This is a genomic window from Pseudobutyrivibrio sp. MD2005 (genome assembly GCF_000621865.1).
Classification (GTDB): Bacteria; Bacillota; Clostridia; order Lachnospirales; family Lachnospiraceae; genus Pseudobutyrivibrio.
Map to the genome: position 1 here is coordinate 185,728 of NZ_KK211360.1, position 25,050 is coordinate 210,777.

A 25,050-nucleotide genomic window follows, 5' to 3' on the forward strand; every position below is an offset into this window, starting at 1 on the left:
AACAAAATTGGGAGAAATGTATGAAAAAGCTTTTTAAAGGTATTTTATAAGATTTGTGTTTTTACGGTAATAGTATTTGAATTGTTTTAATTGTACCGTAGTATTATTTGATGGTTGAGAGACATTTACGGTAAATGTGTTGATGTTTACGCTGTAATACCGTAGAAATCATATAGAAAATGGAATGTGTAGATTTAATTGAGTTAAATTGAAGAAATATCTTACGGAATAGAATCATTAATTAGGCATAGAATTCCGTAAAATGAGCTATATTAAGATTTTTAACTACGGTATGAAACGCATAAAAGATGAATTTGTTCCGTAAAAGAAGAAATTTAATGACAAATACAGGGGGCACAAATGTGACTATCATACAACCATAAAAACTGATAGAATTACAGTAGACGGCCATTACTAGAAAATGGGCTATTTTTAAAACCAGTTTATGGATTGGGAAAGGCTAAGGGCTTCTTCAAACACAGCAATAACTGTGGCTATGAGACATCAGAAGACTTTGATTTTTGCCCTAAGTGTGGAAGGAGGTTTTGAAATGGATGTTAAGGATATTATTACTAAGGTAGCAGGTAACAAGGATCTTTTAGACAAGCTTAAGTCGGCAGATGTTAATCAGGCAAAAGACCTTTTAAATAAGGCCGGTGTAAAAGTTGACGAGGCTGATGTCAAGAAGGTTAAAGATGCATTAGCCGACGGAAAAATTGATATGAAAGAGATTAAAGATATTGCCGGAGGCCTATTTAAGTAAGCTAGTATTTAGAAAAGGAGCGTAATGTCATGCCATTTATTGATTCAAAAATTACAGTACCAGTTACTTCAGAATTGAAGGAAGAAATCAAATCAGAATTAGGAAAGCTCATAACTACTTTAGGTAAAAGTGAAACTTATCTAATGGTCGGAATTGAAGATGCTTATGACCTATGGCTTGGTGGTAAGAAGCTTGATAAAGGCGCTTATGTTTCTGTAAGTCTATATGGAAATGCACCAGCAGAATCATACGATAAACTCACAGGCCAAATCTGTAGTTTGTTTGAGGAAAAGCTTGGAATTCCAGGTAATGCCGTATATGTAACCTATCACCCTGTAAATGACTGGGGCTGGAATGGAAGTAACTTTTAATGAATAGAGAAGAGTGGTTTGCTCAGCTGTTTACAAGGCTGGGCAATTCTAAATTTAGAACAAGTTTTAAATTAAAGCAAAAAGATATAGACTATATACATGAGAAGGGGCTAGATACTATAAGAGATCACGCTGCAGATTTCATTGCTAAAAGAGAAGCTCCTGCTGTTATCCCTAATGATGGCAAGCAAACTCCTACAAAGGGCCATCCTGTATTCGTTGCTCAACATGCAACAGCTACCTGTTGTAGAGAGTGCATTAGAAAATGGCACAAAATGCAGCCTGGCAAGGAACTAAGCCAAATTCAGCAAGATTATTTAGTTGATGTAATCATGACATGGATTGAGAAAGAGTTAGAAGCCAATGGGGAGACGAAAGAAGAAAAGAAATCTTAAATCAGAAGTTTGGAAGAAGTCTAATGGCCTGTGTGCCAAATGTGGTAAAGCAGTGCCTATTGATAAACAAACAATAGACCATTTCATTCCTAAATATCATGGTGGAACTGATGACTTTAGAAATCTTATTCCACTTTGCAAAGCCTGTAACAGAGCAAAAGGCTCTAGACTTATGTCCGTAGAAGATTGCTGTAAATATCTAGGCAAAGAATACATAGATGAACTTATAAAATATTCAAGATAATGGGAGGTTATATGGAAACCTGGTTTTACGTAGTAGAAAGTATTGATGGCGATTATGCCAATTTAAAGAGAACTGATATTGACACAGATGAGCTCAAATTAGTAGCTCGTGCCTTGCTACCTGCAGATATAGAAGAGGGTAGTAATTTGAAATATGAACTGATGCAATATTTTCTAATCTAGGGGAGGATAGCAAATGAGCAGATTAAAAACACTTCGTGAATACGTAGATAAAGAACTAAATCTTTTGGAAGAAGAGAAGCGCACCAGTGCTACAGCACATCTTTATGGTGTATCTCTTGCAGCCACAATTCTAGCAAAGAAACGTGGGCTTAATGAAGAACTTGCAGCAATGGCAGCAATGCTTCACGATATGCATGCATATAAGAGTGGCTCATATGATGATCACGCACATTTAGGCGCTGATTTAGCTAGAAAGATTCTTGATGAATTAGCTATAACTTCTGCAGAAGAAACAGATACCATTTGCTCTGCAATATATCATCATGATGACAAACTAGTAATTGATTCCCCTATGGATGAACTTCTTAAGGATGCCGATGTAATAGACCATTGTTTTAAAGATTCATCTAAGCCTATCAAAGAAAAAGAGCAAAAGCGATATGAAAACCTTTGTAAAGAGTTCGGTTTGTAGAAATGATATTTGGGAGGTCTAACATGTGGTTTGTATTTGCTTTATTATCAGCTATATTCGCTGCCTTAACTTCAATCTTAGCTAAGATTGGTATTGAAGGAGTAAACTCAAACTTAGCTACAGCTATTCGTACTGTCGTGGTGGTTGCTATGGCCTGGATAATGGTGTTTATCACAAATACCCAAAGTGGCGTAGTTGCTATAAGCAAAAAGAGCTGGATTTTCCTAATATTATCCGGTCTGGCTACTGGTGCATCGTGGTTATGCTACTACAAGGCTTTGCAGATTGGTGATGCATCTAAAGTTGTTCCGATTGATAAGCTAAGTGTTGTTATCACTCTAGTTTTAGCTTTTGTATTTTTACATGAAGACTTTACTATAAAATCACTTGCAGGATGTGCACTAATTGGTGCTGGAACCTTATTGTTGGTACTTTAAGAATACTAATTTGGGGACTCTTAATTATCGTGCGGAAGGCGGGGTGAGGTGGAAATAGAAAAAGGTCCAGTGGACCTTTTTCCCACCGAACCGACCGACGAAGCCCTTCAGGGCGAGGAGACCTTGAACCGACATATATGTCGGGAACACCTGTAAAATCAAGGAGGAAAAGCATGCCGGCATTACCCGTTGTCCCTTTGGTTGTCTTTTTTATAAATCCCTTAATTACAGGCATTTTACACATATTAATACGAGGACATTCTAAATTGATTTAATGATTGTTTTAGGTAATACAAGATGATATTATTAACATAAGGAGTAATATATTTATATGACAGGTATAAACGCAAAAGTTGCGGAGCAGAATGATGCTAAGGTTAAGAAGCTTGTCGATGATATGACACTTTTCGACGATGATTTAATGACTTTAGTATTCAACCATAATATTCCAGCAACAGAACTTCTTTTGAGAATTATTCTTGGAAGAAATATACAAGTAACTGATATTGAAGTTCAAGAGGAATTAAGGAGTCCTATAGTAGGCGGTAGAGATATAACTCTTGATGTTCATGCGATTGACGTAAATGGCGATGAAATAGATATCGAGGTACAAGGCAGCTCTGAAGGTGCTCATGTACGCAGACCAAGATTTCATAGTGCCGTAATCGACTCAAGAATGCTTAAAGAAGGAGATGCCTTTAAGATCCTAAAAGATTCTTATGTAATCTTCATTTACAAACATGATAAATTTGGTAAGGGATTACCGATATATAGAGCAGATAGAGTTGTTCTTGAAACAGGAGAGCCATTAAATGACGGCTCACACATTATATATGTAAATGGTAAATATAAAGGAAATGATGAAATCGGTATGCTGATGCATGATTTCAATTCAAAGACTTCCGACGGCATGTATTACAAGGAATTAGCCGAAGGTCTACATCATTTCAAGGAAACTGAGGAAGGACGTGATATTATGTGTGAATCAGTAAAAAAATACGCAGAAGAATACAAGACTGAAGACAAAATTGAAACTGTTAAAAATCTTATGACAAATATGAAATGGACTCTTGAACAGACTCTCACTAATATGGGCGTTTCAGACAGAGAGCGTTCAATAATCACTCAGCAACTTCAAAAATAGGCTATAACAAAAGTAGCAGCAGGACACATTAGTGTCACTGCTGCTACTTTTATATTCTCTAAATAAAGGTCTCCAGCGTATCATTTGCAGGACTAAGCATTGCTAATAAATCTTCGCACCAGCCTGCTTGTTTTTGTGCATCTGGATGGTTAATGGTTTTCATCCATGAATAAACATGCTTAATTATGGCAGTTGCATCCATCTGAGCACTAGTGAATAATCTATTACCATATTCAGCTATATTATTATTTTCATGCAATTCATCCTGATATTTTAGTGATTTATAGGCTGCGTAATTATTTATGGCACCAGGAATCTTATTTCCAATATGTCCCTGATATGTTAGATATGCAAATATCTCCATTTCAGTAGCATTTATTGTAGATTACATCAAGACCCCAAAAGCACTATTATGATTTAGAATGAGTCTTAATTCCAATGTATTCATCCCTAATAATGTGTCTCTTACAAAGAGAGCAGAATAACCAATGCGGAAGGCGGGGTGAGGTGGAAATAGAAAAAGGTCCAGTGGACCTTTTTCCCACCGAACCGACCGACGAAGCCCTTCAGGGCGAGGAGACCTTGAACCTCGGGTTCAAGGGACTCTTCGGCCTGTTAATTAAGAACAAGGATGCATTATACATTTTTCTATATAAAAAAAGAACTAGGAATGCATTCTAGTTCTTAATTAAAATGCGGAAGGCGGGACTTGAACCCGCACGACTGCAATAGCCACAAGATCCTTAGTCTTGCTCGTCTGCCAGTTCCGACACTTCCGCAGGTGCGATATGTTTCGCAACGAAATATATACTATCATTCAATTCGGCATACGTCAACAGAAAATCAAAAAATAAAAATATTCGTAATATTCAATTTATAGACCTTAAAGGTCACCTTTGATATAATAAAAATAGTATATTTGTCAGATAATTCCCTAAGTAAGTCCCTGGGATGGATTGATTTTTGGGAGGTGAAGGCGTGAGGAAAACGCTTGTCATTGTTATCGACCTGATGATAATGGGATTGATATTATTCTTCATAGTTCAGTATGCCAATAATAAGATGCGCGAGAGCAATGATAGCGTTATTGAGGCATTTGAAAAAATGACTGTCAGTGCTGAGCAGATTGTCACTAATTATTTGGAAGATGAGCAGCATTTATGTGATATCTGGTCAAATTACATCAATCGCTCTGCTGAGGCTGGAAATCCAATGACAGCTGAAGAAGCAATTTCTTTTATCAGAAAGGCAAAGATTTCGCCAATTATCTATGGTCATTTGATTTTTCCAGAGGATCCGAACATAAGCGGTATTTCTACGCACTCTAGCTTGTCAGATCCAGATGATTATTCCGTTTCATATCGAAATATTAACCTATTTGATAATATCGATAATATCAGTAGAGAAGATGGTGTGGTAAACCTGACAAGAGCCTATACCAACCCTCAAAACGGAGTTCAATCAATTGCTTTTTTGAATGTAGTTACGATTTTAGATGAAGATACAGGTGAGTTAAAAGAAGGGCTTTTAATGCGTGTAGAGCCTGTAAGCGTCCTCGAAGAGAAGCTTGTGTTCTTAAATGGCGAATATGAAAGTGTTGAAATTTCGCTGATAAATAAGGACGGAGATTATTTAGTACATGGTCATTCTTTAAAGAACTCCAATTTTTTTGAATACTATAAATCTTATAATCAAGCAAATATCGATGATTTTAATACCATGATAGATAGGGTTACAACAAAATCAGGTACTATGACCATGTTTAATTCAAAGGGAGAGGAATGTGTAATATCTTATACGCCTTTGAAATCAATGAATACCTGGTCGTTGCTTGCGTATATACCTGCAGGGGAATTGGCAAGCAACACAGCTATAGACTGGCTTCTTCTTGGAATGGTAACGCTTGGATTACTGATACTTTTGGTGTTTAATTATATAATTTTGATGTTTTACAACAGGAAATTGTCGGAAGCTGCAGAGATTGCTAATCAGGCAAATGAAGCAAAATCTCACTTCCTGTCAACTATGTCCCATGATATTAGAACTCCTATGAATGCAATTTTGGGCCTTAATGAAATGGTTCTTAGGGACACTCATGAAGATGAGATTGTGGCTTATTCCGAAAGTATCAGAACGGCAGGTAAAACATTGCTCGGGCTGATTAATGATATTCTGGATTTTTCAAAAATAGAAGCAGGAAAAATGGATATTGTAAATGTTGATTATAGTTTTGCCTCCATGCTGAATGATCTTGTGAATATGGTTCAAGGAAAGGCGGAAGATAAGGGATTAAAATTTGATCTTGATGTAGACCATAATATTCCATCTGTTTTAAGCGGTGATGAGATTAGAATAAAACAGATTATTACAAACATCCTTTCAAATGCTGTTAAATACACAAAGGACGGTTCGATTACCTTCAAGGCCGGCTTCGAAAAAATTGAAGATGAAGCGAATTCTATCTTCCTTAAGATAAGCGTAAGTGATACAGGAATCGGCATAAAGCCAGAGGATATGAATCGTCTTTTTAAGGCTTTTGAGCGCATTGATGAAAATAAAAATAGAAATATTGAAGGTACAGGACTTGGAATGAGCATAGCCCAGAGCTTTCTTAACCTAATGGGGAGCCAAATTGAGGTAGAAAGTGAATACGGAAGTGGGTCTACTTTTTCATTTAAATTAAAGCAGGACGTAAAAGACTGGAATCCAATTGGAGATTATGAAGAGACATTCAAACGTGCTATCTCCGAAAGAAAAAAATACCGTGAGATGTTTACTGCACCTAATGCCAGACTTTTAGTGGTAGATGATACAAGTGTGAATCTTTCAGTATTTAAGAGTCTTTTGAAGCGTACGAAAGTGCAAATCGATACGGCAATCTGTGGTGATGAAGGAATTAAATTCTATAAAGAAACTCATTACGACATTATTTTCCTAGACCATATGATGCCTGAAAAGGATGGTATAGAGACTCTTAATGAGATGAAGGCTTTATCAAATACGCCTAATGATAATACACCTATTGTGTGTCTTACAGCCAATGCTATTTCTGGAATGCGAGAAAAATACATAAGCGCTGGTTTTGACGATTACATGACAAAACCTATCGACCCAGATAGATTAGAGCCTTTGCTACTTTCATATCTACCGAAGGAAAAGATTGCTCCTGCCTCTAACACTGAGGAAATAGATGATTTCTTCATACCAGACTTCATCTTAGATTTAGATGATTTGGATGTTAATACAGGATTGGCACATTGCGGAAGTCGCGAATCTTATATGGAGACATTGAAAGACTATCTTGATACAGGAAGTAAAAATAGCGACGAGATTGAAAAGTACTGGCAAGCTGGTGATCTGAAAAATACAGCTATAAAGGTACATGCATTAAAGAGTACTTCTCGTGTGATTGGTGCTTTAAAACTTGGAGATTTAGCGGCAAGACTTGAAAAGGCTGCCGAATCCGGGGATAGAGCTATTCTAGAAAATGAATTGGGATATTTGCTTGTTGAGTACCAAAAGCTACTAAAGGCATTAGCTCCACTTGGTTGCATTAAAGAAGATATAAATGATAACAAGCCTCTCATTTCAAATGAAGCTCTTAATGATGCTTATTTAAATATAAAAAATAGTTGCGATTCATATGATTATGATAATGTTGAGCACATTATTAAATCATTAGAAGAATATAGTTTTCCAGAAAATGAAGCTACACGTTTCAATGACTTAAAGAAGGCTATTGATAATTTTGATTACGATTTGATACCAGAAATTCTAGCACAGAAAGAAGGTTAAAGATGGTTAATTCAAGGGGTTTTAAAACAAAAACATTTTTCAAAAAAACAATTGCCGTTGCATCTGTTTTCATCATGGTAATTTCCATAGGATGTGGCAAGAAAGTGGAAGATACTGGGGAATTTCAGCCTAAGCTATCAACAGAGACATCATGCGAAATAAGTGTGGCTGGCAATTATTCTAATTTTGAATCACTTGAAAGTGAATTCGAAAGATTCAATGAAATATATCCAAATGTTAGTTTAAATTACGTTTCCATGGACGATTATGAAAATACTATAGCAAGTGCCTTACTAAGTGATGAGGCGCCAGATATATACGTAACGCAGTCATGGATGCTTGATGACGATAGGATGGCTCCTCTTTTTGACAACGCAGAAGTGCTATCAGATCCAGAATTAGGAATTGATTTGGATTGTATTAGAAAAGGCGCCAGATGGACCCAGGAGAATGGAGATGTAATCATGCTTCCAATATTTACAAGGTCTTATGGAATGCTTGTAAATATGGACATTTTTGAAGAAAATGGCCTTGAGATTCCTGAAAACTATGATGAACTAATGGATGTCTGCGAGAAGTTAAAGGCAGCAGGATACGAATCACCTATAATGGGTGCAAACGGAACTACAGTATCAGGGATTTATTATTCATTTGCATTTCCTTTATTCTGCGATGAAGTGCTGAAGAATCCAGATTCTGTTGATGGGCTTAATTCTTTGGATGCCTCTGCTGGTGAAGCCATGCGAACATCATTAAGTAAGATTAAAGTATTTGTTGATGCAGGATATATCAATCCAGAAAAATGCTCTGAGGAAATAGCAGATGATTATGATGCCGTTATTCTTAGATTTTTCGAGGGTGATGTGCCGATGATGCTTGGAAGTGGCGATATGGTATCCGGTACCCAAAAGAGAGAGAGTAAGTCCGAGGCATTTATAGAAAATCCTTTTAAATACCAGTTTTATGTAGTACCTACAGGTGACGATGGCGGATATTTCCTTGATGCTGTAAATCTGTTTTTCAGTGTAAATATAAACAGCAGTAATCTTGATATGACTAATGAATTTATCAGATTCATAGCAAGAGAAAAAGAGCTAGGCAATATGGCGACAATTAAGCGACTCATCACTCCAACAAACGATTTTTCTTTAGATGAGGTCTATTCGTCACTAGATGGTTTCCCAGAGGATAGAGCTTTCAGCTTTCAGGAAACAGGTTTAAATGATGCAGTCACTAAGGAGTATCGCGCAGCTGCGTATAAGGTGGCTAATGGCATGCTTTCTGTAGATGAGGCAATTAATGAATATGGTAGTTTGTGGGAAGAATAAATGAAGCAGAAAGGGTACTAATGGACGAACGTATAGTTGTAGTAGATGATGATGCGATTATTTTAAAAAACGCTAATGGGGTTTTATCTAAAGCAGGCTTTAAGGTTACATGTCTAAAAAGTGGAAGGCTTCTTTTAGATTACGTAAAAATGAACACTGTAGATATGCTTCTTTTAGATATCAAAATGCCAGAACTTGATGGATTTGAAACAATGAAGCTGCTTAGAGAATGGGAACATGAAAACTGCGAACAAGAGATACCTGTGATTTTCTTTACGGCTAACGACGATTGTGATTCTGAAAAGACGGGTCTTTCATTAGGTGCCATGGATTTTATTCGAAAACCATTTGTTGCTGAAGTTTTAACTTTGCGTGTAACACATCTTTTGGATTTAATAAGATTGCAACGAGATTTACATGCAGAGGTTGTTCGCAAAACAAAGGAAATAGAAGGCTTATCTCTTCATGTAGTTCATACTTTGGCAGATGCAATTGATGCAAAGGATGCTTATACAAAGGGCCATTCCGGACGAGTGGCTGATTATGCTCGTGAAATCGCCAAAAGATATGGTTATTCCTATGAAAGACAGGAAGAAATCTATATGATGGGCCTTCTTCATGACGTAGGTAAAATCGGCGTTCCTGACGCTGTGATTAATAAGCCAGGTAAATTGACAGATGAGGAGTTTGAGAAGATTAAAACTCATCCTAAACGAGGGGCACAGATATTGGAAAACATCGAAGAAATGCCAAAGCTTGCTATTGGAGCCAGATGGCACCACGAAAGATTTGACGGCCGTGGTTATCCTGATGGCCTTTCTGGGGAAGATATTCCGGAAGAGGCTAGAATCATCGCTGTGGCTGATGCCTATGATGCAATGACCAGTAATCGTAGCTACAGAGGTCTAATTCCTCAGGAAGTAGTAAAGGAAGAGTTGGAGAAAGGTTCCGGCTCCCAGTTTGATCCAAGATTTGCTGCAATAATGCTAGATATAATTGCAGAAGATGTGGATTATAATTTGCATGAACACTGATCAAAATAATTGATTTTTTTAGAGCATATTCATAGGAGTATGCTCTATATTTTTATATATAAAATAGTTGCAGTCTGTTTGTTAAAGTAGTATATTGCTACTATAATAATTCGAAGGAGAAAATGTATTTATGAAAAATAAAAAACTATTATTGGTTGGACTTGCAGCAATGATGCTTTTGGGATGTGGAAAATCAGATGATTCTAATGAGGATGATTATGATATACACGACAGATTTGAGGAGGAAGATGCTGAAGAAAAAGAAGACTCTGAGGAGATAGAAGAGGATGAAGATAAATCAGATGAGAAATCTGATAATGAAATGCGCTACATTGGAGAAATCCCATTGCTTAGTGAAGACGATGATCCTGATGGATTAGATATGTATTTCCAATACGAAGGCAATACCAGAGATGATTATATTTATATTTCATCTCTTACATTGGTTAATGGCAAAAACAAAGATATAGTTGATGAGTGTGGATTTAACTATAGCGAAATTTCGGGATGTTACGATTTAGTAACTGATGATAACAGAGAATATATCTTTTTAGATGTTGCCTGGGGCAATGATTACTATGATATTTATGAGTTTGATATAACAAAAGGTAATGCCGAATATATTGGAGAGATAGGGCACGTTCATTCGTATGTAGATGAATTAAATTCTGGCGCACCAGATTTTAGCGACCCAGATAATATTTTGATTGCAGATGTTTCCGGGGCACTTGGTACATGTATCTGCTATGATTATTATCATATAGGCGAAGATGGCTCACTTGAATCAAACACAACAGGCGCCATCATATCCCATGTATCTTCAGAAAGCATTACTTCAAACACAGCCATGGAGCTGGAAGTTGTAGATGCAGATGGTAATCTTACTGGGGAAAAAATCACAGTACCTTCTGGCAGCACCTTTGTACCAGTTAGAACAAATCTGGATGATTGGATAGATGCTGAAGTTAATGGAGGTACTACAGTAAGACTTCATTACACTTACGATTATGATTCATACGAATATTTTATTAACGGATCAAATATCGAAGATATATTCTCAGGAATTATGTATGTTGGATAGGATATTAAGAATAAAATATTTAGGGGAAATAATGAAAAGCAATATTGAATTATCAAAAGAACAGCGACTTGCTGTTTTACAAACAGCGGCATCTGATTTATCAAGCAAATTCCCTTTTATTTGTACTATTGAGCAAGGGATGCTTATTATTCAAGTAGATTGGAAAGATACTACTTTTATCAATGGGCCAGGGCTTACAAGAGAACAAAAATCCTATAGGCATATTGTAAGATTAAAGCCTAATGGCAAATTTGCTACATTGGACGTTTATGTAGAAAATTATGAATCCGTAGGGCTTGGAGGATTGACTATAGGAAGAAGAGAGTTTGCAGGAAAATCGGTTAGGTTTAATTGGGAAGCTCAGATTGGAAAGGATAATCAGACAGGCAAAACAGGGCTGATAGTTAATAAGTTTAGTTCTCGAAGCATACAGGCGCCTGTAAAAGAATATTTTTCCAATTTAGGCTATGCGTATCAGCGTTATTCATTAGCAGATGATTGGCATGGAATTTCTTTTAACATGAGAGTTGTTCTTGGTTTATTGTTTATGTTTGCATCAGGAATTATGATTCCAGGGATTATTTATTCTTGTATTGTAGAATCTGATAAGGGTGTATATATTTCTATCGCTGCATTTATTTTCTCGTTTTTTTTAATTGGAATAGGTATACTTATTAGTGGAATTAAAGATATGATTAAACAAAAAAGAAACGAAGAATGGGATTGATATTGGGAGGATAGAAATGTCAAAAATAAGCGATGACGTAAGAAAAGCGTTTAAGGAAACGGATGATTTAAGAGATTTAGGGTTAACTACACCTGATAGCATTGTTAGATACGATGACATTTGTTATGGAGAAGATGCAAAGTGGCAATCTTTAGACGTATATAGACCTAAGAACGCAGGGGATGAGAAGCTGCCTGTTATAGTTAGTGTTCATGGCGGAGCTTGGGTATATGGAGATAAAGAACGCTATTCTTTTTACTGTATGGACTTAGCAACAAGGGGCTTTGCTGTTGTAAATTTTACCTATAGACTGGCTCCAGAATTTCAGTTTCCAGCCTCATTAGAAGATACAAATTCTGTTTTCAAGTGGGTTTTTGCTCATGCTTCAGAATACTGCTTTGATACTGAAAATGTTTTTGCGGTAGGAGACTCGGCTGGCGCACATATTTTAGGTCTTTATTCAGCATTTTGTACTAATAAAGATTATACTAAGCTTTTCAGTTTTAAGCCTTTAGAGGGCTTCAAACCAAAGGCAATTGTGCTAAATTGTGGTGCATTTAAACTGGAATTATCTGATGATCCCGAAGACATGAACACAGGCCTTATGCACGATTTAATGCCGAATCATGGTACAGAAGAAGAAATGGAACTGATTAATGTATCATCAAAAGTGAACTCAGATTTTCCTCCATGTTTTATTGTAACTGCTACAGGAGATTTTTTGATAGATCAGCCAGCACTTATGATAGATAAGTTTATAAAGTATTCAGTGCCTCACGAATTTCATTTTTATGGTGATAAAGATAATGAATTGGGTCATGTTTTCATGCTGAGAATTCGAGAGGATGCTGCCAAAATATGTAATGATGAAGAATGTGATTTCTTTAGAAAATTTATAAATTAGATATGTGTTGTCTAAAATCAGATGACTTTGTAAAAATAAGTAAGAGGCGATTTAGATGAATACAGAAAAAGCTTTACTAAGAAAATATGAAGATGATTTAAATGTAAGCGGTATAGGTGTAATCATCATGGGCGCATGGAGCTGTGCGAAAGTCTTTATTGAAGTTTTGCTGAACTCTGATGATGTTTTTGGTGAAGAGGGTGGAATAAAGGATTTGGGGCCTGTTGGTATATCTATAGTGCTCATTCTGGTTTTTATTCTTTCGCTTATTATTATGAAAATACATTTGTATATTGGCGGAAATGCAATGAAAGCTTCTAAAGGAAAGCAACACAAAAAAGGATATTTTGTTGCTGCAATAATATACGCTGTAATAAATGTGCTAGGTTTGTTGCCTTATTATGAAAGTCTGCAGAATGTGGATACGATTGATACGACAATCGCGTCAATCTTGGTGGATCTTACCACTATCTACATTTTGATAATTGTAATAATTTCAACACTCAAAATTAAAAGAATCAATGATTGAGATACGGGGGTAAACCAATATATGCAGGAAGATTTTCACTATTACGCAACATATTGCGCAGCTTTTATAGCCGGTTATTCTCATAAAGAAAGCTTGGATATTGCATATAGTGCACAGTTTGTTGATGTGTGTTCGAGAACTCTTTTATCTAAAATAAAAGGGCCTGGCAATGCTGCAACAACACAGCTACAGCTAGAGCTTATGGATGCCAGAACAGATCCGGTTGGGCTTCAGGATATTACTCGCATTTGGTCATCATTCCATTTTCTGCCTAAGGATCTTTTTGCTGAAAAAAAGAAATGCTCAAGACGCTATCGCAACAAGTACAGACTTATATGTGGTCCCAACGGTGATTTGGTAGTAAAAACAGTGGAGCTTGCAAAAGGAAAGCCTATTCAGTCCGTTGGAATTGCAATGCATGTGTTGGCTGATACTTGGGCTCATGCCAATTTTGCAGGCACACCATCTCTAGTTATAAATAATACTAATTATGTATTCTATGAGCTCATCCCTGAGGGGGACGGTTTTAAGGAAAGGCAAATCAAATTTGTACATAAGAAATCAGTGCCAGATGATTTAGATAATAGTGTTTATACAAATAGTTTATATCAAAGTAATGAGAATTCTATTATGAATCTAGGGCACGGTAGAGCGGGACATCTGCCAGATTATAGTTTCGTCAGATATAAATATCTTCCTGCATGGGGTGAATATGGAGAAATCACAAAGGATAATCCATCAGACTATATGAAAGCCTTTACTCAAATGATTTATGCGATGAAATATATTCGTGGAATTAATCAATCATTTGAAATAGATAAATATGATACTGAGGCAATTAGCCAGTGGAAGGAACGGATTCAAGGCATTATCGAAAAAAGACAGCTTTTAGCCAGTGAAGACTGGAAAGCTTTTGGAGAAGAATTGTCCGGACAAGTCATAGAAGATTTTGCCATAGATAAATATTTTAATGAATATGTGTCTGCCAACAAAAAAGATAAGGATGAGACTTATTTAGGTAAGTTCATTCGTGGCGCAATTGCTCACAAGGGCATGGTTATTGATGAAATAGGAAAGAGTGGAAACAAGCTTGCAGGTGTTGCTAGAGGCAGCTTTCTCAATAGGTTTTTTAGAGGAAATCAAAAATGACAATTTTTCAAAGAATCAGAAACATTTTAATTGGATTAATAATGATTCTAATTGGGTTAATTTTCCTAATAAACCCAAGCGATGAGGCATATATTTTAGTTATTGGAGTATTATTTTTAGGTCTTACCATAAAAGGAATCAAGGATATTATTTTTTATATAACTATGGCAAGACATATGGTTGGAGGCAAAATCATTTTGTTTCAAGGAGTTGTTTTGCTTGATTTTGCCTTACTAACAGGTTCATTATCCAATGTGCCAAAAATATATATACTTTTGTATTTAGTATTGATTAATGGATTCGCTGGGATTGTTGAAGTCCTAAGGGCTTTAGAGTCTAAAAAGGAAGTAGATGGACCGTGGAAAATGAAATTTAGCCACGGCATCGTAAATTTTATTCTGGCATTATCATGCCTGATTTTTATAAGACATAATAATACGGCTCTTATAATATATAGTATAGGCCTTATATATTCGGCCATTATGAGAATCATTAATTCTTTTAGAAGAACGACATTTATTCTGATTGAATAATAGTCTTTACGCTACAGAATTTAACTAAGTGGAAAAGGGGAATAGCATGTATTTAGTTTCAGCTTATTTTGATAATGATACAACTGAGCATCTTCAGAAGTACATTGACATAATAGCAGAGGCATCTGGTAATAACTTTATGATTGATAATAATATTCCACCTCATATGACTTTAACTGCAATAGAGGCAAGAAGTGCAGAGGCATTATTGCCAGCATTCGATAATCTTAATGGCAAATTTAGTCCTGGGGAAATATCTATTATCTCTATTGGTCAGTTTATGCCGAAGGTGATTTATGCTGCTCCATATATTAATCAATATTTGTTTGAACTACAGCAGGATATTTGTGAGGTCTTTGCTAATATTCCAGAGACGAATATCAGCAAATTTTATAAGCCGCTATCATGGTTTCCTCATATCACACTGGCAAAGACTTTAAACAAGGAGCAGATGACTAAAGCAGTTATGTGTATGAGTGATTTTAAGGAACTGAAGGCAGATATTGTACGTATAAGCTTAGCCAGTGTTAATCCTCATAAAGATATAAAAGGAATACCAGATTAATTATTCGAATTAGGAATATAACGATGTGAAAAATGAATAACCACCAATCTCTTTAAATTGCTATAATCCAATAGTAGTAATTAATAAGGAGGTAGTGTTATGGCTTGTTTTACAATACCAGCTGGCGAAGCTGTTGTAACAACAATAGTAAAGAAAACAATTGATAAGAAGGGGTTAAAACAGGAAAAATCTGAAAACAAGAGTGGTATTCCATTTTCACGTAAGTTAAAGTGGCTTACAAATCTTCTTTGGGGAGGCTCAGTGCTTCTAGCATACGAGCATGTATGGCATGGAGAGGTTAAGCCATTTTTTCCATTTTTAACTGCGATGGAGAATCCGGCAGATAAAGCAGAAATGCTACATGAAATGGGAACAGTAGGTGTTGGAATGGCTGTTCTTGTAACTGTTGTATGGATTGGTATTTGCGTTGCGGCAGATATTATTGTTAAGCGTCCTCTTTCAGGCGTTAAATCTGGAAATTAGGAGGTGCGGGCATGACATTATTAATTACAGTTTTTGCAGCTCTTATTACTACAATTTTGTGGTACAACAGAAAAAATGATGATATGAAACTTCATGTATTGATGTTTATGTTTTGGGGAGCATCTATTATGTGGTTTGTAGATGCTATTGCTGAATATATAGAGATGGGAGCAGAATACTTTACCCCAGCATTAGAAGATATGATCAATGACAGCTTTTTAGGTCTTTCTGTTATTGCATTTGCAATGATTATTTGGATTGTATATGTTTTAATAAAAGACCCTAAGGGAGTTGTACGTAAAGCACTTTAATTGAATATGCACTATATCAAAGTAAGAAAGGGAGCTAGTTTGAACAGCTCCTTTAATTTTTCCAATTTATGGATTCTAGACACACTTAATTTTTAGAATTATAGATTAAGCCTTTTATTATAGCGCTAAAACTAAATCATGGTTGGTACTAGTTGGGCGAAGTAAGAAATTATTGGTCAATGTCACATCTTTACAAGATTTGAACTATAAATAAAAATGTTAATAATATTCCAGCATGGTAGTTTGTAGGGATTTACGGTATGGATGTAGTTTTTCGAATAGTTTACCGTAGCTATTTTGGGTAACTTGACATATTTTACGGTATAATCATTGAAAACTAACAATTAGTCCCGTAGAAATAGAGTGCTGATTGATAAAAGCAGATATAGATACATTGTTATTAGGCTTTATTCTACGGGATATTTTGAGATTTCTATAGCTTATACCGTACTTTTTTATTATGTATGAAATATCACTACGGAACAACAATGATAATTCTAGAAATATCCCGTAAACTAGAGCAAATTACAAGATTTAAAATAGATAAAGATAATAATGTCAGCTTGGAAACAGTCAAATCAACTAGTAAAATGAATAAAATGAACCCCATAGAGTGGACACGCTCAAAAAAGAATAAACCGTATTTTTTATAACAAATCCAAGCCATAGACATGCTTTAACACGGATTATTCTATGTTTTATCCTTAAACCAAGTTGTGGACACGGATTTAACCGTCATTTGCTGATATAATTAGCAATGGAAGGATAATCATATGAAGAAAAATGCACATGTCTACACTGAAGAACAAATAAGAATACTAAATATATAGACATTGATAAATCGGATTTTGAAAGGATTTTAAATATGAAAAACGCATTTTCTTGGCTGTTAATTTTGTTAAATGCGATTGGCTGCCTATGCCTTACTTATAGCAGTTATTTGTTTCTTTTCGGAGGCACTATAGTTGATGCACCAGATGCAATGCTTCCGATGGAAAGATGGGAAAGAGGAGGTTGGCTTCTTACTATTGGAATGATTCCACTAATAATAGCAAACATCTTTGGTTATGGATATATTCAATTTGGAAATAAGAAAAATAGACTGCTTATCTTCATTCCATCTATTATCTGCGTAATTTTAGTAGCATGCTTCTGGGTGAAGTGAATTATATAATTTCAGTTTGTTTAGCTAAATAAACATATAAAAAAGGAGCTGATTAGCTCCTTTAATTTTGCCTAATATTTCCATTACTAAATGCAATAGCACTATTGGTTTTGCTTTTACCTCTGTAATGTTGCATTAAATAGTTCTAGATAATGAAGTACCGTGTTTACAAGAATATCATTTAAAGCAATTTCTATATATCTTACCCTAAAAAATATATAAATAGTTTAAAAATAAAATGCGATGTGCCCAAAAAGGTACATCGTTTTTTTTATTATGTGCTCGTTAAGAAACACAGGTTTATGCACTATCTTAAGAAAGGTACAAAAAATGGAATACACACTCTTATACATTTTAACAGTACGATGTGATAACTCAAAATGTGAGGAAGATCTTGAACTTCATAGGATAACAGGCGTGGATGAAGAAAAAATATTTCTTCGGGACGGATTTGTTGCCCGAGAGAAACTTATGAAAATGGAAGTTATAAAAGAGGATAAAAGAGAAATTATTTGTAGGGTTCCTTTTGTAATAAAGGAAGCTGCAATTGTTTGGGTTAGAGAAGTCTTAATGTATATAAGAAAAAGAGGTACCGAGGCCATGTATTATGCAGTAAACGATGAGTGGATGCGTATTCTAGATCCACGATATGATGTGCGATGGTTTACTGGCGGCGCGAAGGTTGAAGCCTGGAAAAAAGAAATGCTAGAGATTACCACAAAACTTTAAATTCAATAACTTTATACAGCAGAATCACAAGTAGAAAGAATGAAATTAATGGAGGAAATTGTGGAACCGCAAAATGAAGAACAAAAGTTAGCTAGAAAACTAGCTAGAGCCCAAAAGGCTGTCGATAAGCAGTATGCTTGGCATGTCGAAAATGAATATGATTGGATTACGCTTGAGGTTGTGAAAGAGTATAGGCAAAAAGTAGAGTTATTGGGAGAGTATAGGAAAAAAGTAGAGTTATTGGGAGAGGATGTAAGTGATACTGGAATAAGACGTAAGTTACGCATTGAGCTACAAAGAAAGTATGGGTTATTAGAAATAGAAGCTATAAATATTTTAAATGGTTATAATGTGCCTGCCTACTTGGCTAAATATGAACGCATAAAAAATAAAATACCTCTAGTAAAAATACAGGAACAACAAAAAGCTCAAAATGATAGCAATGATAATTCTGATAGCAATGCATGATAGATTTTTTCAGGATATCTATGTGCCATAAAATGCACATAGATTAATGTTATTATCCTAAGTAGATAAAATTTGGCGAGGAGACAAGACTATGTATGGAACTGGAACAAAGAAAATGCTGAATATGCTTATATTGGATATACTCCGAGAGTATTCAGATAGTGAGCATAGGCTTCTACAACAGGATATTATCGATTTGCTAAAGACCAACTATGGAATGGATTGTGAAAGAAGAGCTGTTAAGAATAATATAGTAAGCCTTCAAGAGATGGGTTATGATATTGTGGCAAAACAGGGATATTATTTGAATACTAGAGATTTTACAGACGCAGAATTGCGTCTTTTGATAGATAGTATTTTTACATCTGGGGCCATTTCTGACAAAGCTGCCCATTCACTTGTAAAGAAGCTAGAACGTTATTCTAATAAATACTTTAAAGCGCATGTATCTCATATTCACAGCACTTCAAGTGGGAAGAATACTGATAATCCAATGGTCATGGATTCTATAGCAATTATAGACGAAGCTATTTCAAAAGGTCGACAGATAGCGTTTTCTTACCTGCAATATGGAATTGATTTTAAGCTTCACCCTAAACGTAGTCAAAAATACATAGTAAGTCCTTACCAAATGATTAGTAATAGAGGTAAATACTATCTCATAGCAAAGACAGAGGAATATGAGAATCTCTCACATTTTAGGTTAGATAGAATTACTAATGTGGAGATACTAAAAGATAAAAATAAGCCAATCAAAAGTATTCAGGGCTATGAAAGCGGTCTTAATTTAAAGGATTATTTAGCCGAGCATTTTTATATGTATTCCGGTGAAAGTATTCATATTAAGTTAAAAGCTCATGAGAATCTTATGGATAATCTGGTGGATAGCTTTGGAAAGGATTTTAGAGTTCTACCAGAAGGTGAAGATGAGATTATTGTTAGTTTGAAGTGCAATCCAGACACTTTTTTCTACTGGGCAATGCAGTATGGATTGAACATTGAAGTTCTTGAACCAGAAAGTATGAGAAAACGCATCCAGAGTGCATGCAAGGAAATAGAAAAGAAGTATTGCTAATGACAGGAGATAAAGTATGGAAACGAAGGGAACTGTAAAAGTTAGACTACACAGAGGTGCAAAGCAGATTGGTGGTGTGTGCACGGAAATATTTACAGATGATACTAGATTGTTATTTGATATAGGAGCACCGCTAGAAGGAGAAGGTGATCAAGCTAGACTTGATATAGATGGTGTTACTACTGGCACTACAAATTGCGATGGTATTTTTCTCACGCACTATCATGGGGACCATATCGGTGAGGTTGATTTTGTTGACGTGGCGATTCCAGTCTATATGGAAAAGCATGCTCGGAAAATTCTTGAGCTTCAACAGGATTATAAAAAAGGAGTAGTGGGAGCAGTATGGGCAGATAATGTTAATGAGATTGAAATTTGTAAGCCTATTAGGATTAAAGAGTTCACTATAACGGCGTTAGAATCAGACCATTCTGCTACTAACTCTGTAATGTTCTTAATAGAAGCATATGGTAAAAGAATTCTTATTACTGGTGATTATCGTTTGCACGGTTTCTATAAGGATAAAGTAGAGGTTTCATTAATGAATCTAGGACATATTGATTTGATGATTACAGAAGGGACAAATATTTCTAAAGAAACCTCGTTGAATGTGCCATATCTTACAGAGCAGGCTTTAGTACCAGCTTTTGTAGAGGCATTTAAAAAGTATAAATATGTTTTCTTACTGGCATCTTCATCACAGTTAGATAGAATTGCATCATTTTCAAGATGTGTGCCAAATGGAAAGTATATGATAACTGATAGATATCAGTATGATTTAATGAAGATATATGACGAAGAAAGAGAGGAAACTTTAAAATCTCGTAAGGTGTTGTACTCCAGTGATTATGTGTTGAAGAAGGCTGAAAAGGCTGGTTTTGGAATGGCTATTAGGTCAAATTATTATTTTCCGCTAATTGTAAAGGACTATTTCGAAAGACACCCAAAAGACACATGTATGATTTACTCTATGTGGAGTGGTTACATAAATAAGTATTCAAATATAAAGCAGTTGGTGGATTATTCCGGCGATAATTTAATTAAGGCGCATGTTTCTGGGCATGTTACGAAGGAAGATTTAGAACGTGTAATTGGCATGATAAAACCAGAAAACATAATTGTTCATCATACCGAATCGAGTAACAGCACTGAAGAAAAACTTTTATTACCTCAAGGTGTAAAACTAATATCTGTGACAGATGGAGAGTTTATTGTTTTATAACGGAAAGGAAAATCACATACTATGGACAGAGAATACACTGAAATAGAAAAAAATATATTTACAGAGTTTGGAATAAACCAGATTCCCAAAAGTATCACAATTGATTCTAAAGATAATATTGTAACGATTAGTCTTAATGGTAAGAAGGTTGTTGAAGACAACATGCAAGTTACTGGGAACGCATTTGAAGGATGGGCTATTGTTGCACGAGTATGTTCCAAGAAGAATGTGAAGCTGTCAGTTGATGGATATATTAGTTTTCCAACAGATGGATTCATAGGACATGGGCATTATAGTAGGTTTATTTACCGTATCATGAAATTTAAAGAACAATATTCGTGGTTTGAGGTAGATGATTATTTGCAGAAAGAGATTGAGAATTTTCAAAATTTTATTAAATCTAATATATTAGTGAATAATACCCCTACTAAGGAGGCAGAAGGTACAGATAGAATTGATGAAAATAGCGTAGAAAAAAAGTTGGAAGAGGATGGGATTTTAAGAACTGTTCTAGGAGATAATCCTAATATAGGAATAGGAAAGGTCCATCGCCAGCTACCTGTAGGATTGTTTTGTAAAGAAAAATCAAAGCATACATCTGTTTTTACATATGGACACTCTGCTATAGATTTATGGAACAAAAATGGAGATACTATAAACGTAGTAGAATTAAAGTACAATAATAATATGATCGGCATTATAACTGAGATTTTCTTTTATTCAAATTATATGCTCGATCTTGTTGGTGAACTGGGTGTGTTTAGTTTAGCTGAAGGAGAGGATTGTAGGGGATATAGTGAACTAAAAAAAGGTATAACTAGCGTTAATGGAATTATGCTTGCGAATAAATATCATCCATGTGTCAATAACGGGACGCTTAAGGTATTAAACGATAATTCTAACAAAAGTTTGAAGTACTATCTTGCTGAATATAAAGCAGATATTATTGTTAATATAAACTAAAATATTTGAAAAGTGATTTTTGCTTAGCTTTAAAAGCAATGTGCTAAAAACAGCACATTACTTTTTTTATTATTAACCAATACAGTGCCCTCAGGAAGCACATTATAATTATATGGGAGGTGTAAATAATATGCATTTGAATGATTATCAAATACAGGCTCTTAAAGAAATGAAAGATAGTAGAGCTGTTGACCCGAAATTATTAAATGCTTTTGTAGATAAGCATGGTGCAATGAACGTTTTTTTAAGATTTACACAAGAACATGAAGAATTAAACATTTGTTTTCGTGGTAATAATAATGCTATAGAAATTTATTATTATAACCACGTTGTATGGAAACTCTCTGCTGGGAAAAATAGATGTTGGAAAGTTTCGTTCAATATTGGACATGCTAAGGGCATGCCAAATGAAGTAGAGCTTCGAAAGTACTTTAAAGATCATGACTTCAAGATGAAACCCGATGGAAAAACAATTTATATGGAAAAGAGTTATTATACAGACGAAGATATTAATTGTGATTTATGGTGTCGTTTTAAGGAAATAATGGATTACTATTTCCGCCCTAGTAACGGCTCTCCTAATATAGAAAAAAGATGGCAACACAAGTTTTTTAGGGATTTTCATAAGGATAAATATATATTTGATGGGCTGTATATTTATGATTTGGAATATCATCAGAAACTGCCGCATAAGAAAGATTTGTTTAAGATATGGGGACTAAAAACAGATGAAGAGTTGAAGGAGATGAGAGTTCATTCAACGATCATGAAAACTGACTTGGTGCCAGCAAAAAATGAGCCGGATTTTCTAGGAGTAGAATTTGATAAGAAAAAAAATGAGGTATGTCTAATATTTGGTGAAATAAAGTCATTGTATGATACTTGCGAAGGGCAGTCTGGAATATACACTCATTTGGATAGGATGAGAGAATATCTTAACTTAGACGTATTAATAAAAAAAAGAAAGGATGAGGCTGAGTCAATATTAAAACAATATGCTGCTATTGGCGACATAAATGATTCATATTGCTTTGACGGATTATCAGAGAAACTTAATGTTAAGAATGTTTTGGTATTAACTAATTCACAATACTTCAATGAAGAGCAATCCTCCGTGGTTGAATGGAAGCTAGGAGCAATCAAATATTTTGAGGACAACCGTGATTCTATAATAGAAAAGGCGCGAGCGTCTGAATGTGAGATATGGCTATTAAATAATATCCGCTGTGATGACGATCGTGTGATTTCTATGAATAATATAACAAGATTGAATAAAGAGAATAATTATTCTATAAAAGAAGCAATGTGCTAAAAACAGCACATTGCTTCTTTTATTATAGAAAAGTAATTGAAATGTTAGGAAGCACTTTGGTTATTTGAGGATGGAATAGATTATGAATCAAGAATTAACTTATACGGAAAGAGCCTATACTAAGCTAGAGAATCTTTGTTATACAAGATTTAAAACTATGTCTATTGATGATGGTATTGCGCGTAAGAGAATGGAAAATGAGTTGTTAGCGATAAAAAAGCAAGGCTCCTCACCAATGTATATTTTCGTATATGACCTATTGACTGGAATACAAGCTAGCTCAAGACATTATTGCCTTAGAGGTGTTCAAGGGTCTTCTGTAGTAGCGTATCTGTTAGGATTGTCAGAGATTAATCCAATATCTATATACCCAAAACTTTATTCTGAATTTGTTATAGGGAAAAATGGTCGAGGTCTGGCATCAATTGAGATTAACGTCACAAAGAAAATGTATGCCGAAATAGTAAATTATTTGGAGCACTATATAGGCGGAGCCAAGATTAGATGCCAACACACTGAAAAAGGGCAATTAGTAGCTGTATATGTCAGTGCCCCACAGAAAAAGTTGTCATACTATCATAATGAAGAGGAGTTTCGTTTCGGTTTTAATAAGGTTTCTAGTCAGAAGAAACTTGGTAAGAGTATTATAACTGGTCGTGTTTTTGATGCTGCCAATCCTAAATCTTTCGCTGAATTTGTGAAATGTCGTGGCCTTAGTTTTGGAGACGGAAACGGAGTTTGGGAAGATAACGCTGAGGAATTATTTAAATCTGGTAAAGTTGAGCTAAAAGAACTGATTGCCCATAGGGAAGATGTATATGAATTCTTACTGAGTCATAATATAAATCATGAAGAAGCATATAAAATAGCGGAAGATGTCACTTGGGGACGAATAAGAAAGAACGGGTGGAATGCTGATGATTTAGCCCTCATGTATAAAGCTGGTATTCCTGAATGGTTTATTAAATCTTGCAAAAAAATATTATATTTATTTCCTAGAGCACATAGCATTATGCTTCTTAAACACTATACAAAACTTTGTATTGATTCTTAATAGAGGCTGTGTAAGGATATGAGGAAAAGTATTTTTTGTTGGGATAATGATTTTGATGGTATTTGAAATTGAGATGGCAGGAGATTCAAAAAATGAATGATTCACTGAAAAAAAGTGTGTCACATTCATTGTTCAAAAAGGTAATGCGCCACAAACCGCGCATTGCTTTTTTATTATAGAAGTATACTGTTTTTTTAGGAGCTTTATTATGAACGAGTTAGAGAAGACAAAAATAATTATAGAGAGAAGGTATTATTCAGAACTATTCGATGCGATAACCCAGTATCTTCATGAAAATCTGGAAGCATTCTGGTTCGAGGGTGATTATTGTTATTAGTATCAGTTTGAGCTGGTATTATGTGATTACAAGATTGTTGAGCTATACTATGTGGCGGATCAGGGAACAAAAATAATGGAAATAGTAGTAGAAGCTGACATCGAAGTTTTTGATGTGGAAGATATAGGATTGAATCGCAACATAATTGAGAAATTACGTATAGGCGCCAGCATTGATTTCTTGTATAAGAATTTTGAAGTTGTATATGTAGGGCAATACATGAGTAGCTTTTAATGAAGGCAATTTAAGCAATGTGCTAAAAAAGGTGCATTGCTTTT

33 protein-coding genes and 1 tRNA gene are annotated in these 25,050 nt (G+C 35.1%); 32 read left to right on the forward strand and 2 right to left on the reverse strand.

Going from position 1 to position 25,050, the window contains the following annotated elements; genetic code table 11:
* The first annotated feature begins 450 nt into the window (after positions 1 to 450).
* The 9 genes from T498_RS17315 (at position 451) to T498_RS15935 (ending at position 4,008) form a co-directional block, all read left to right on the forward strand.
* Positions 451 to 549, forward strand: a complete 99-nt coding sequence (locus T498_RS17315) for a zinc-ribbon domain-containing protein (protein ID WP_442960126.1) — start codon at positions 451 to 453, stop codon at positions 547 to 549.
* 1 nt (position 550) lies between these two features.
* Complete coding sequence (locus T498_RS0113690) at positions 551 to 763, forward strand: hypothetical protein (protein ID WP_028236416.1); 213 nt, start codon at positions 551 to 553, stop codon at positions 761 to 763.
* Between the two features lie 29 nt (positions 764 to 792).
* Positions 793 to 1,134 carry a phenylpyruvate tautomerase MIF-related protein gene (locus T498_RS0113695; RefSeq protein ID WP_028236417.1) on the forward strand — a complete coding sequence of 114 codons (342 nt, stop codon included), beginning with the start codon at positions 793 to 795 and terminating at the stop codon, positions 1,132 to 1,134.
* Positions 1,134 to 1,529, forward strand: coding sequence for a DUF4186 domain-containing protein (locus T498_RS0113700; RefSeq protein WP_028236418.1), 396 nt, complete (start codon positions 1,134 to 1,136; stop codon positions 1,527 to 1,529). Before T498_RS0113695 ends, T498_RS0113700 begins: the two co-directional genes overlap by 1 nt.
* Positions 1,498 to 1,773, forward strand: coding sequence for an HNH endonuclease (locus T498_RS15930; protein ID WP_051524842.1), 276 nt, complete (start codon positions 1,498 to 1,500; stop codon positions 1,771 to 1,773). Before T498_RS0113700 ends, T498_RS15930 begins: the two co-directional genes overlap by 32 nt.
* Positions 1,774 to 1,784: 11 nt before the next feature.
* Positions 1,785 to 1,955, forward strand: coding sequence for a hypothetical protein (locus T498_RS0113710; protein ID WP_028236419.1), 171 nt, complete (start codon positions 1,785 to 1,787; stop codon positions 1,953 to 1,955).
* 13 nt (positions 1,956 to 1,968) lie between these two features.
* Positions 1,969 to 2,427 carry an HD domain-containing protein gene (locus tag T498_RS0113715; RefSeq protein WP_028236420.1) on the forward strand — a complete coding sequence of 153 codons (459 nt, stop codon included), beginning with the start codon at positions 1,969 to 1,971 and terminating at the stop codon, positions 2,425 to 2,427.
* 23 nt (positions 2,428 to 2,450) lie between these two features.
* Complete coding sequence (locus tag T498_RS0113720) at positions 2,451 to 2,864, forward strand: EamA family transporter (protein WP_028236421.1); 414 nt, start codon at positions 2,451 to 2,453, stop codon at positions 2,862 to 2,864.
* Positions 2,865 to 3,195: 331 nt separating this feature from the next.
* Positions 3,196 to 4,008 carry a PD-(D/E)XK nuclease family transposase gene (locus T498_RS15935; protein ID WP_036978615.1) on the forward strand — a complete coding sequence of 271 codons (813 nt, stop codon included), beginning with the start codon at positions 3,196 to 3,198 and terminating at the stop codon, positions 4,006 to 4,008.
* Between the two features lie 58 nt (positions 4,009 to 4,066).
* On the opposite strand, the gene T498_RS0113730 is transcribed toward T498_RS15935, so the two are convergent.
* The gene (locus T498_RS0113730) at positions 4,067 to 4,372 is read right to left on the reverse strand and encodes a hypothetical protein (protein WP_028236422.1); all 306 of its coding nucleotides are present in this window, start codon (positions 4,370 to 4,372) and stop codon (positions 4,067 to 4,069) included.
* Between the two features lie 143 nt (positions 4,373 to 4,515).
* On the opposite strand from T498_RS0113730, the gene T498_RS17035 reads away from it, so the two are divergent.
* Positions 4,516 to 4,689 (forward strand): hypothetical protein, encoded by a 174-nt coding sequence (locus tag T498_RS17035; RefSeq protein ID WP_155951081.1) that lies wholly within the window; start codon positions 4,516 to 4,518, stop codon positions 4,687 to 4,689.
* 13 nt (positions 4,690 to 4,702) lie between these two features.
* On the opposite strand, the gene T498_RS0113740 is transcribed toward T498_RS17035, so the two are convergent.
* A tRNA-Leu gene (locus T498_RS0113740) sits at positions 4,703 to 4,787 on the reverse strand.
* A 199-nt stretch (positions 4,788 to 4,986) separates the two neighbouring features.
* On the opposite strand from T498_RS0113740, the gene T498_RS15940 reads away from it, so the two are divergent.
* The 22 genes from T498_RS15940 (at position 4,987) to T498_RS16815 (ending at position 25,006) form a co-directional block, all read left to right on the forward strand.
* Entirely contained in the window at positions 4,987 to 7,803 is a 2,817-nt protein-coding gene (locus T498_RS15940) for an ATP-binding protein (RefSeq protein ID WP_051524843.1), read from the forward strand.
* A gap of 2 nt (positions 7,804 to 7,805) precedes the next feature.
* Positions 7,806 to 9,131, forward strand: a complete 1,326-nt coding sequence (locus tag T498_RS0113750; RefSeq protein WP_028236424.1) for an ABC transporter substrate-binding protein — start codon at positions 7,806 to 7,808, stop codon at positions 9,129 to 9,131.
* Positions 9,132 to 9,151: 20 nt separating this feature from the next.
* Positions 9,152 to 10,165 carry an HD-GYP domain-containing protein gene (locus T498_RS0113755; RefSeq protein WP_028236425.1) on the forward strand — a complete coding sequence of 338 codons (1,014 nt, stop codon included), beginning with the start codon at positions 9,152 to 9,154 and terminating at the stop codon, positions 10,163 to 10,165.
* Positions 10,166 to 10,295: 130 nt separating this feature from the next.
* Positions 10,296 to 11,246: a hypothetical protein gene (locus tag T498_RS0113760; RefSeq protein WP_028236426.1), complete on the forward strand. Its 951-nt coding sequence runs from the start codon at positions 10,296 to 10,298 to the stop codon at positions 11,244 to 11,246.
* Between the two features lie 31 nt (positions 11,247 to 11,277).
* The gene (locus tag T498_RS0113765; RefSeq protein WP_028236427.1) at positions 11,278 to 11,973 is read left to right on the forward strand and encodes a hypothetical protein; all 696 of its coding nucleotides are present in this window, start codon (positions 11,278 to 11,280) and stop codon (positions 11,971 to 11,973) included.
* A gap of 16 nt (positions 11,974 to 11,989) precedes the next feature.
* The gene (locus T498_RS0113770) at positions 11,990 to 12,877 is read left to right on the forward strand and encodes an alpha/beta hydrolase (protein ID WP_028236428.1); all 888 of its coding nucleotides are present in this window, start codon (positions 11,990 to 11,992) and stop codon (positions 12,875 to 12,877) included.
* Between the two features lie 55 nt (positions 12,878 to 12,932).
* Entirely contained in the window at positions 12,933 to 13,406 is a 474-nt protein-coding gene (locus T498_RS0113775; protein ID WP_028236429.1) for a hypothetical protein, read from the forward strand.
* 21 nt (positions 13,407 to 13,427) lie between these two features.
* A complete protein-coding gene (locus T498_RS0113780; RefSeq protein ID WP_028236430.1) occupies positions 13,428 to 14,555 on the forward strand; it encodes a DUF6765 family protein in 1,128 nt (375 codons plus the stop codon).
* Positions 14,552 to 15,088, forward strand: a complete 537-nt coding sequence (locus T498_RS0113785) for a hypothetical protein (RefSeq protein WP_028236431.1) — start codon at positions 14,552 to 14,554, stop codon at positions 15,086 to 15,088. The genes T498_RS0113780 and T498_RS0113785 overlap by 4 nt, the downstream gene beginning before the upstream one ends.
* A gap of 46 nt (positions 15,089 to 15,134) precedes the next feature.
* The gene (locus T498_RS0113790; RefSeq protein WP_028236432.1) at positions 15,135 to 15,653 is read left to right on the forward strand and encodes a 2'-5' RNA ligase family protein; all 519 of its coding nucleotides are present in this window, start codon (positions 15,135 to 15,137) and stop codon (positions 15,651 to 15,653) included.
* Positions 15,654 to 15,752: 99 nt separating this feature from the next.
* Positions 15,753 to 16,136, forward strand: a complete 384-nt coding sequence (locus T498_RS0113795; protein WP_028236433.1) for a hypothetical protein — start codon at positions 15,753 to 15,755, stop codon at positions 16,134 to 16,136.
* 11 nt (positions 16,137 to 16,147) lie between these two features.
* On the forward strand, positions 16,148 to 16,447 hold the full coding sequence (locus tag T498_RS0113800; RefSeq protein WP_028236434.1) for a hypothetical protein: 300 nt from the start codon (positions 16,148 to 16,150) through the stop codon (positions 16,445 to 16,447).
* 865 nt (positions 16,448 to 17,312) lie between these two features.
* Positions 17,313 to 17,612: a hypothetical protein gene (locus tag T498_RS0113805; protein ID WP_028236435.1), complete on the forward strand. Its 300-nt coding sequence runs from the start codon at positions 17,313 to 17,315 to the stop codon at positions 17,610 to 17,612.
* Positions 17,613 to 18,029: 417 nt separating this feature from the next.
* On the forward strand, positions 18,030 to 18,341 hold the full coding sequence (locus T498_RS0113810; protein WP_155951082.1) for a hypothetical protein: 312 nt from the start codon (positions 18,030 to 18,032) through the stop codon (positions 18,339 to 18,341).
* Positions 18,342 to 18,380: 39 nt separating this feature from the next.
* A complete protein-coding gene (locus tag T498_RS0113815; RefSeq protein ID WP_155951083.1) occupies positions 18,381 to 18,809 on the forward strand; it encodes a hypothetical protein in 429 nt (142 codons plus the stop codon).
* 91 nt (positions 18,810 to 18,900) lie between these two features.
* Positions 18,901 to 19,884, forward strand: a complete 984-nt coding sequence (locus T498_RS0113820; protein ID WP_028236438.1) for a helix-turn-helix transcriptional regulator — start codon at positions 18,901 to 18,903, stop codon at positions 19,882 to 19,884.
* A gap of 16 nt (positions 19,885 to 19,900) precedes the next feature.
* Positions 19,901 to 21,106, forward strand: coding sequence for an MBL fold metallo-hydrolase (locus tag T498_RS0113825; RefSeq protein ID WP_028236439.1), 1,206 nt, complete (start codon positions 19,901 to 19,903; stop codon positions 21,104 to 21,106).
* Between the two features lie 21 nt (positions 21,107 to 21,127).
* Positions 21,128 to 22,069 carry a hypothetical protein gene (locus tag T498_RS0113830; RefSeq protein WP_028236440.1) on the forward strand — a complete coding sequence of 314 codons (942 nt, stop codon included), beginning with the start codon at positions 21,128 to 21,130 and terminating at the stop codon, positions 22,067 to 22,069.
* A gap of 130 nt (positions 22,070 to 22,199) precedes the next feature.
* Positions 22,200 to 23,381 carry a hypothetical protein gene (locus T498_RS0113835; protein ID WP_028236441.1) on the forward strand — a complete coding sequence of 394 codons (1,182 nt, stop codon included), beginning with the start codon at positions 22,200 to 22,202 and terminating at the stop codon, positions 23,379 to 23,381.
* Positions 23,382 to 23,463: 82 nt separating this feature from the next.
* Positions 23,464 to 24,435 (forward strand): hypothetical protein, encoded by a 972-nt coding sequence (locus T498_RS0113840; protein WP_028236442.1) that lies wholly within the window; start codon positions 23,464 to 23,466, stop codon positions 24,433 to 24,435.
* Positions 24,436 to 24,643: 208 nt separating this feature from the next.
* Complete coding sequence (locus tag T498_RS17130; protein WP_256380497.1) at positions 24,644 to 24,772, forward strand: hypothetical protein; 129 nt, start codon at positions 24,644 to 24,646, stop codon at positions 24,770 to 24,772.
* 75 nt (positions 24,773 to 24,847) lie between these two features.
* The gene (locus tag T498_RS16815) at positions 24,848 to 25,006 is read left to right on the forward strand and encodes a hypothetical protein (RefSeq protein ID WP_155951084.1); all 159 of its coding nucleotides are present in this window, start codon (positions 24,848 to 24,850) and stop codon (positions 25,004 to 25,006) included.
* Positions 25,007 to 25,050: the final 44 nt, after the last annotated feature.

What these genes read in the sequence shown, in the direction of transcription:
- T498_RS0113690 (WP_028236416.1), top strand. Translation starts at nt 551, where the DNA reads ATGGATGTTAAGGATATTATTACTAAGGTAGCAGGTAACAAGGATCTT.
- T498_RS0113695 (WP_028236417.1), top strand. Translation starts at nt 793, where the DNA reads ATGCCATTTATTGATTCAAAAATTACAGTACCAGTTACTTCAGAATTG.
- T498_RS0113700 (WP_028236418.1), top strand. Translation starts at nt 1,134, where the DNA reads ATGAATAGAGAAGAGTGGTTTGCTCAGCTGTTTACAAGGCTGGGCAAT.
- T498_RS15930 (WP_051524842.1), top strand. Translation starts at nt 1,498, where the DNA reads ATGGGGAGACGAAAGAAGAAAAGAAATCTTAAATCAGAAGTTTGGAAG.
- T498_RS0113710 (WP_028236419.1), top strand. Translation starts at nt 1,785, where the DNA reads ATGGAAACCTGGTTTTACGTAGTAGAAAGTATTGATGGCGATTATGCC.
- T498_RS0113715 (WP_028236420.1), top strand. Translation starts at nt 1,969, where the DNA reads ATGAGCAGATTAAAAACACTTCGTGAATACGTAGATAAAGAACTAAAT.
- T498_RS0113720 (WP_028236421.1), top strand. Translation starts at nt 2,451, where the DNA reads ATGTGGTTTGTATTTGCTTTATTATCAGCTATATTCGCTGCCTTAACT.
- T498_RS15935 (WP_036978615.1), top strand. Translation starts at nt 3,196, where the DNA reads ATGACAGGTATAAACGCAAAAGTTGCGGAGCAGAATGATGCTAAGGTT.
- T498_RS0113730 (WP_028236422.1), bottom strand. Translation starts at nt 4,372, where the DNA reads ATGGAGATATTTGCATATCTAACATATCAGGGACATATTGGAAATAAG.
- T498_RS0113750 (WP_028236424.1), top strand. Translation starts at nt 7,806, where the DNA reads ATGGTTAATTCAAGGGGTTTTAAAACAAAAACATTTTTCAAAAAAACA.
- T498_RS0113755 (WP_028236425.1), top strand. Translation starts at nt 9,152, where the DNA reads ATGGACGAACGTATAGTTGTAGTAGATGATGATGCGATTATTTTAAAA.
- T498_RS0113760 (WP_028236426.1), top strand. Translation starts at nt 10,296, where the DNA reads ATGAAAAATAAAAAACTATTATTGGTTGGACTTGCAGCAATGATGCTT.
- T498_RS0113765 (WP_028236427.1), top strand. Translation starts at nt 11,278, where the DNA reads ATGAAAAGCAATATTGAATTATCAAAAGAACAGCGACTTGCTGTTTTA.
- T498_RS0113770 (WP_028236428.1), top strand. Translation starts at nt 11,990, where the DNA reads ATGTCAAAAATAAGCGATGACGTAAGAAAAGCGTTTAAGGAAACGGAT.
- T498_RS0113775 (WP_028236429.1), top strand. Translation starts at nt 12,933, where the DNA reads ATGAATACAGAAAAAGCTTTACTAAGAAAATATGAAGATGATTTAAAT.
- T498_RS0113780 (WP_028236430.1), top strand. Translation starts at nt 13,428, where the DNA reads ATGCAGGAAGATTTTCACTATTACGCAACATATTGCGCAGCTTTTATA.
- T498_RS0113785 (WP_028236431.1), top strand. Translation starts at nt 14,552, where the DNA reads ATGACAATTTTTCAAAGAATCAGAAACATTTTAATTGGATTAATAATG.
- T498_RS0113790 (WP_028236432.1), top strand. Translation starts at nt 15,135, where the DNA reads ATGTATTTAGTTTCAGCTTATTTTGATAATGATACAACTGAGCATCTT.
- T498_RS0113795 (WP_028236433.1), top strand. Translation starts at nt 15,753, where the DNA reads ATGGCTTGTTTTACAATACCAGCTGGCGAAGCTGTTGTAACAACAATA.
- T498_RS0113800 (WP_028236434.1), top strand. Translation starts at nt 16,148, where the DNA reads ATGACATTATTAATTACAGTTTTTGCAGCTCTTATTACTACAATTTTG.
- T498_RS0113805 (WP_028236435.1), top strand. Translation starts at nt 17,313, where the DNA reads ATGAAAAACGCATTTTCTTGGCTGTTAATTTTGTTAAATGCGATTGGC.
- T498_RS0113815 (WP_155951083.1), top strand. Translation starts at nt 18,381, where the DNA reads ATGAAATTAATGGAGGAAATTGTGGAACCGCAAAATGAAGAACAAAAG.
- T498_RS0113820 (WP_028236438.1), top strand. Translation starts at nt 18,901, where the DNA reads ATGTATGGAACTGGAACAAAGAAAATGCTGAATATGCTTATATTGGAT.
- T498_RS0113825 (WP_028236439.1), top strand. Translation starts at nt 19,901, where the DNA reads ATGGAAACGAAGGGAACTGTAAAAGTTAGACTACACAGAGGTGCAAAG.
- T498_RS0113830 (WP_028236440.1), top strand. Translation starts at nt 21,128, where the DNA reads ATGGACAGAGAATACACTGAAATAGAAAAAAATATATTTACAGAGTTT.
- T498_RS0113835 (WP_028236441.1), top strand. Translation starts at nt 22,200, where the DNA reads ATGCATTTGAATGATTATCAAATACAGGCTCTTAAAGAAATGAAAGAT.
- T498_RS0113840 (WP_028236442.1), top strand. Translation starts at nt 23,464, where the DNA reads ATGAATCAAGAATTAACTTATACGGAAAGAGCCTATACTAAGCTAGAG.
- T498_RS17130 (WP_256380497.1), top strand. Translation starts at nt 24,644, where the DNA reads ATGAACGAGTTAGAGAAGACAAAAATAATTATAGAGAGAAGGTATTAT.
- T498_RS16815 (WP_155951084.1), top strand. Translation starts at nt 24,848, where the DNA reads ATGGAAATAGTAGTAGAAGCTGACATCGAAGTTTTTGATGTGGAAGAT.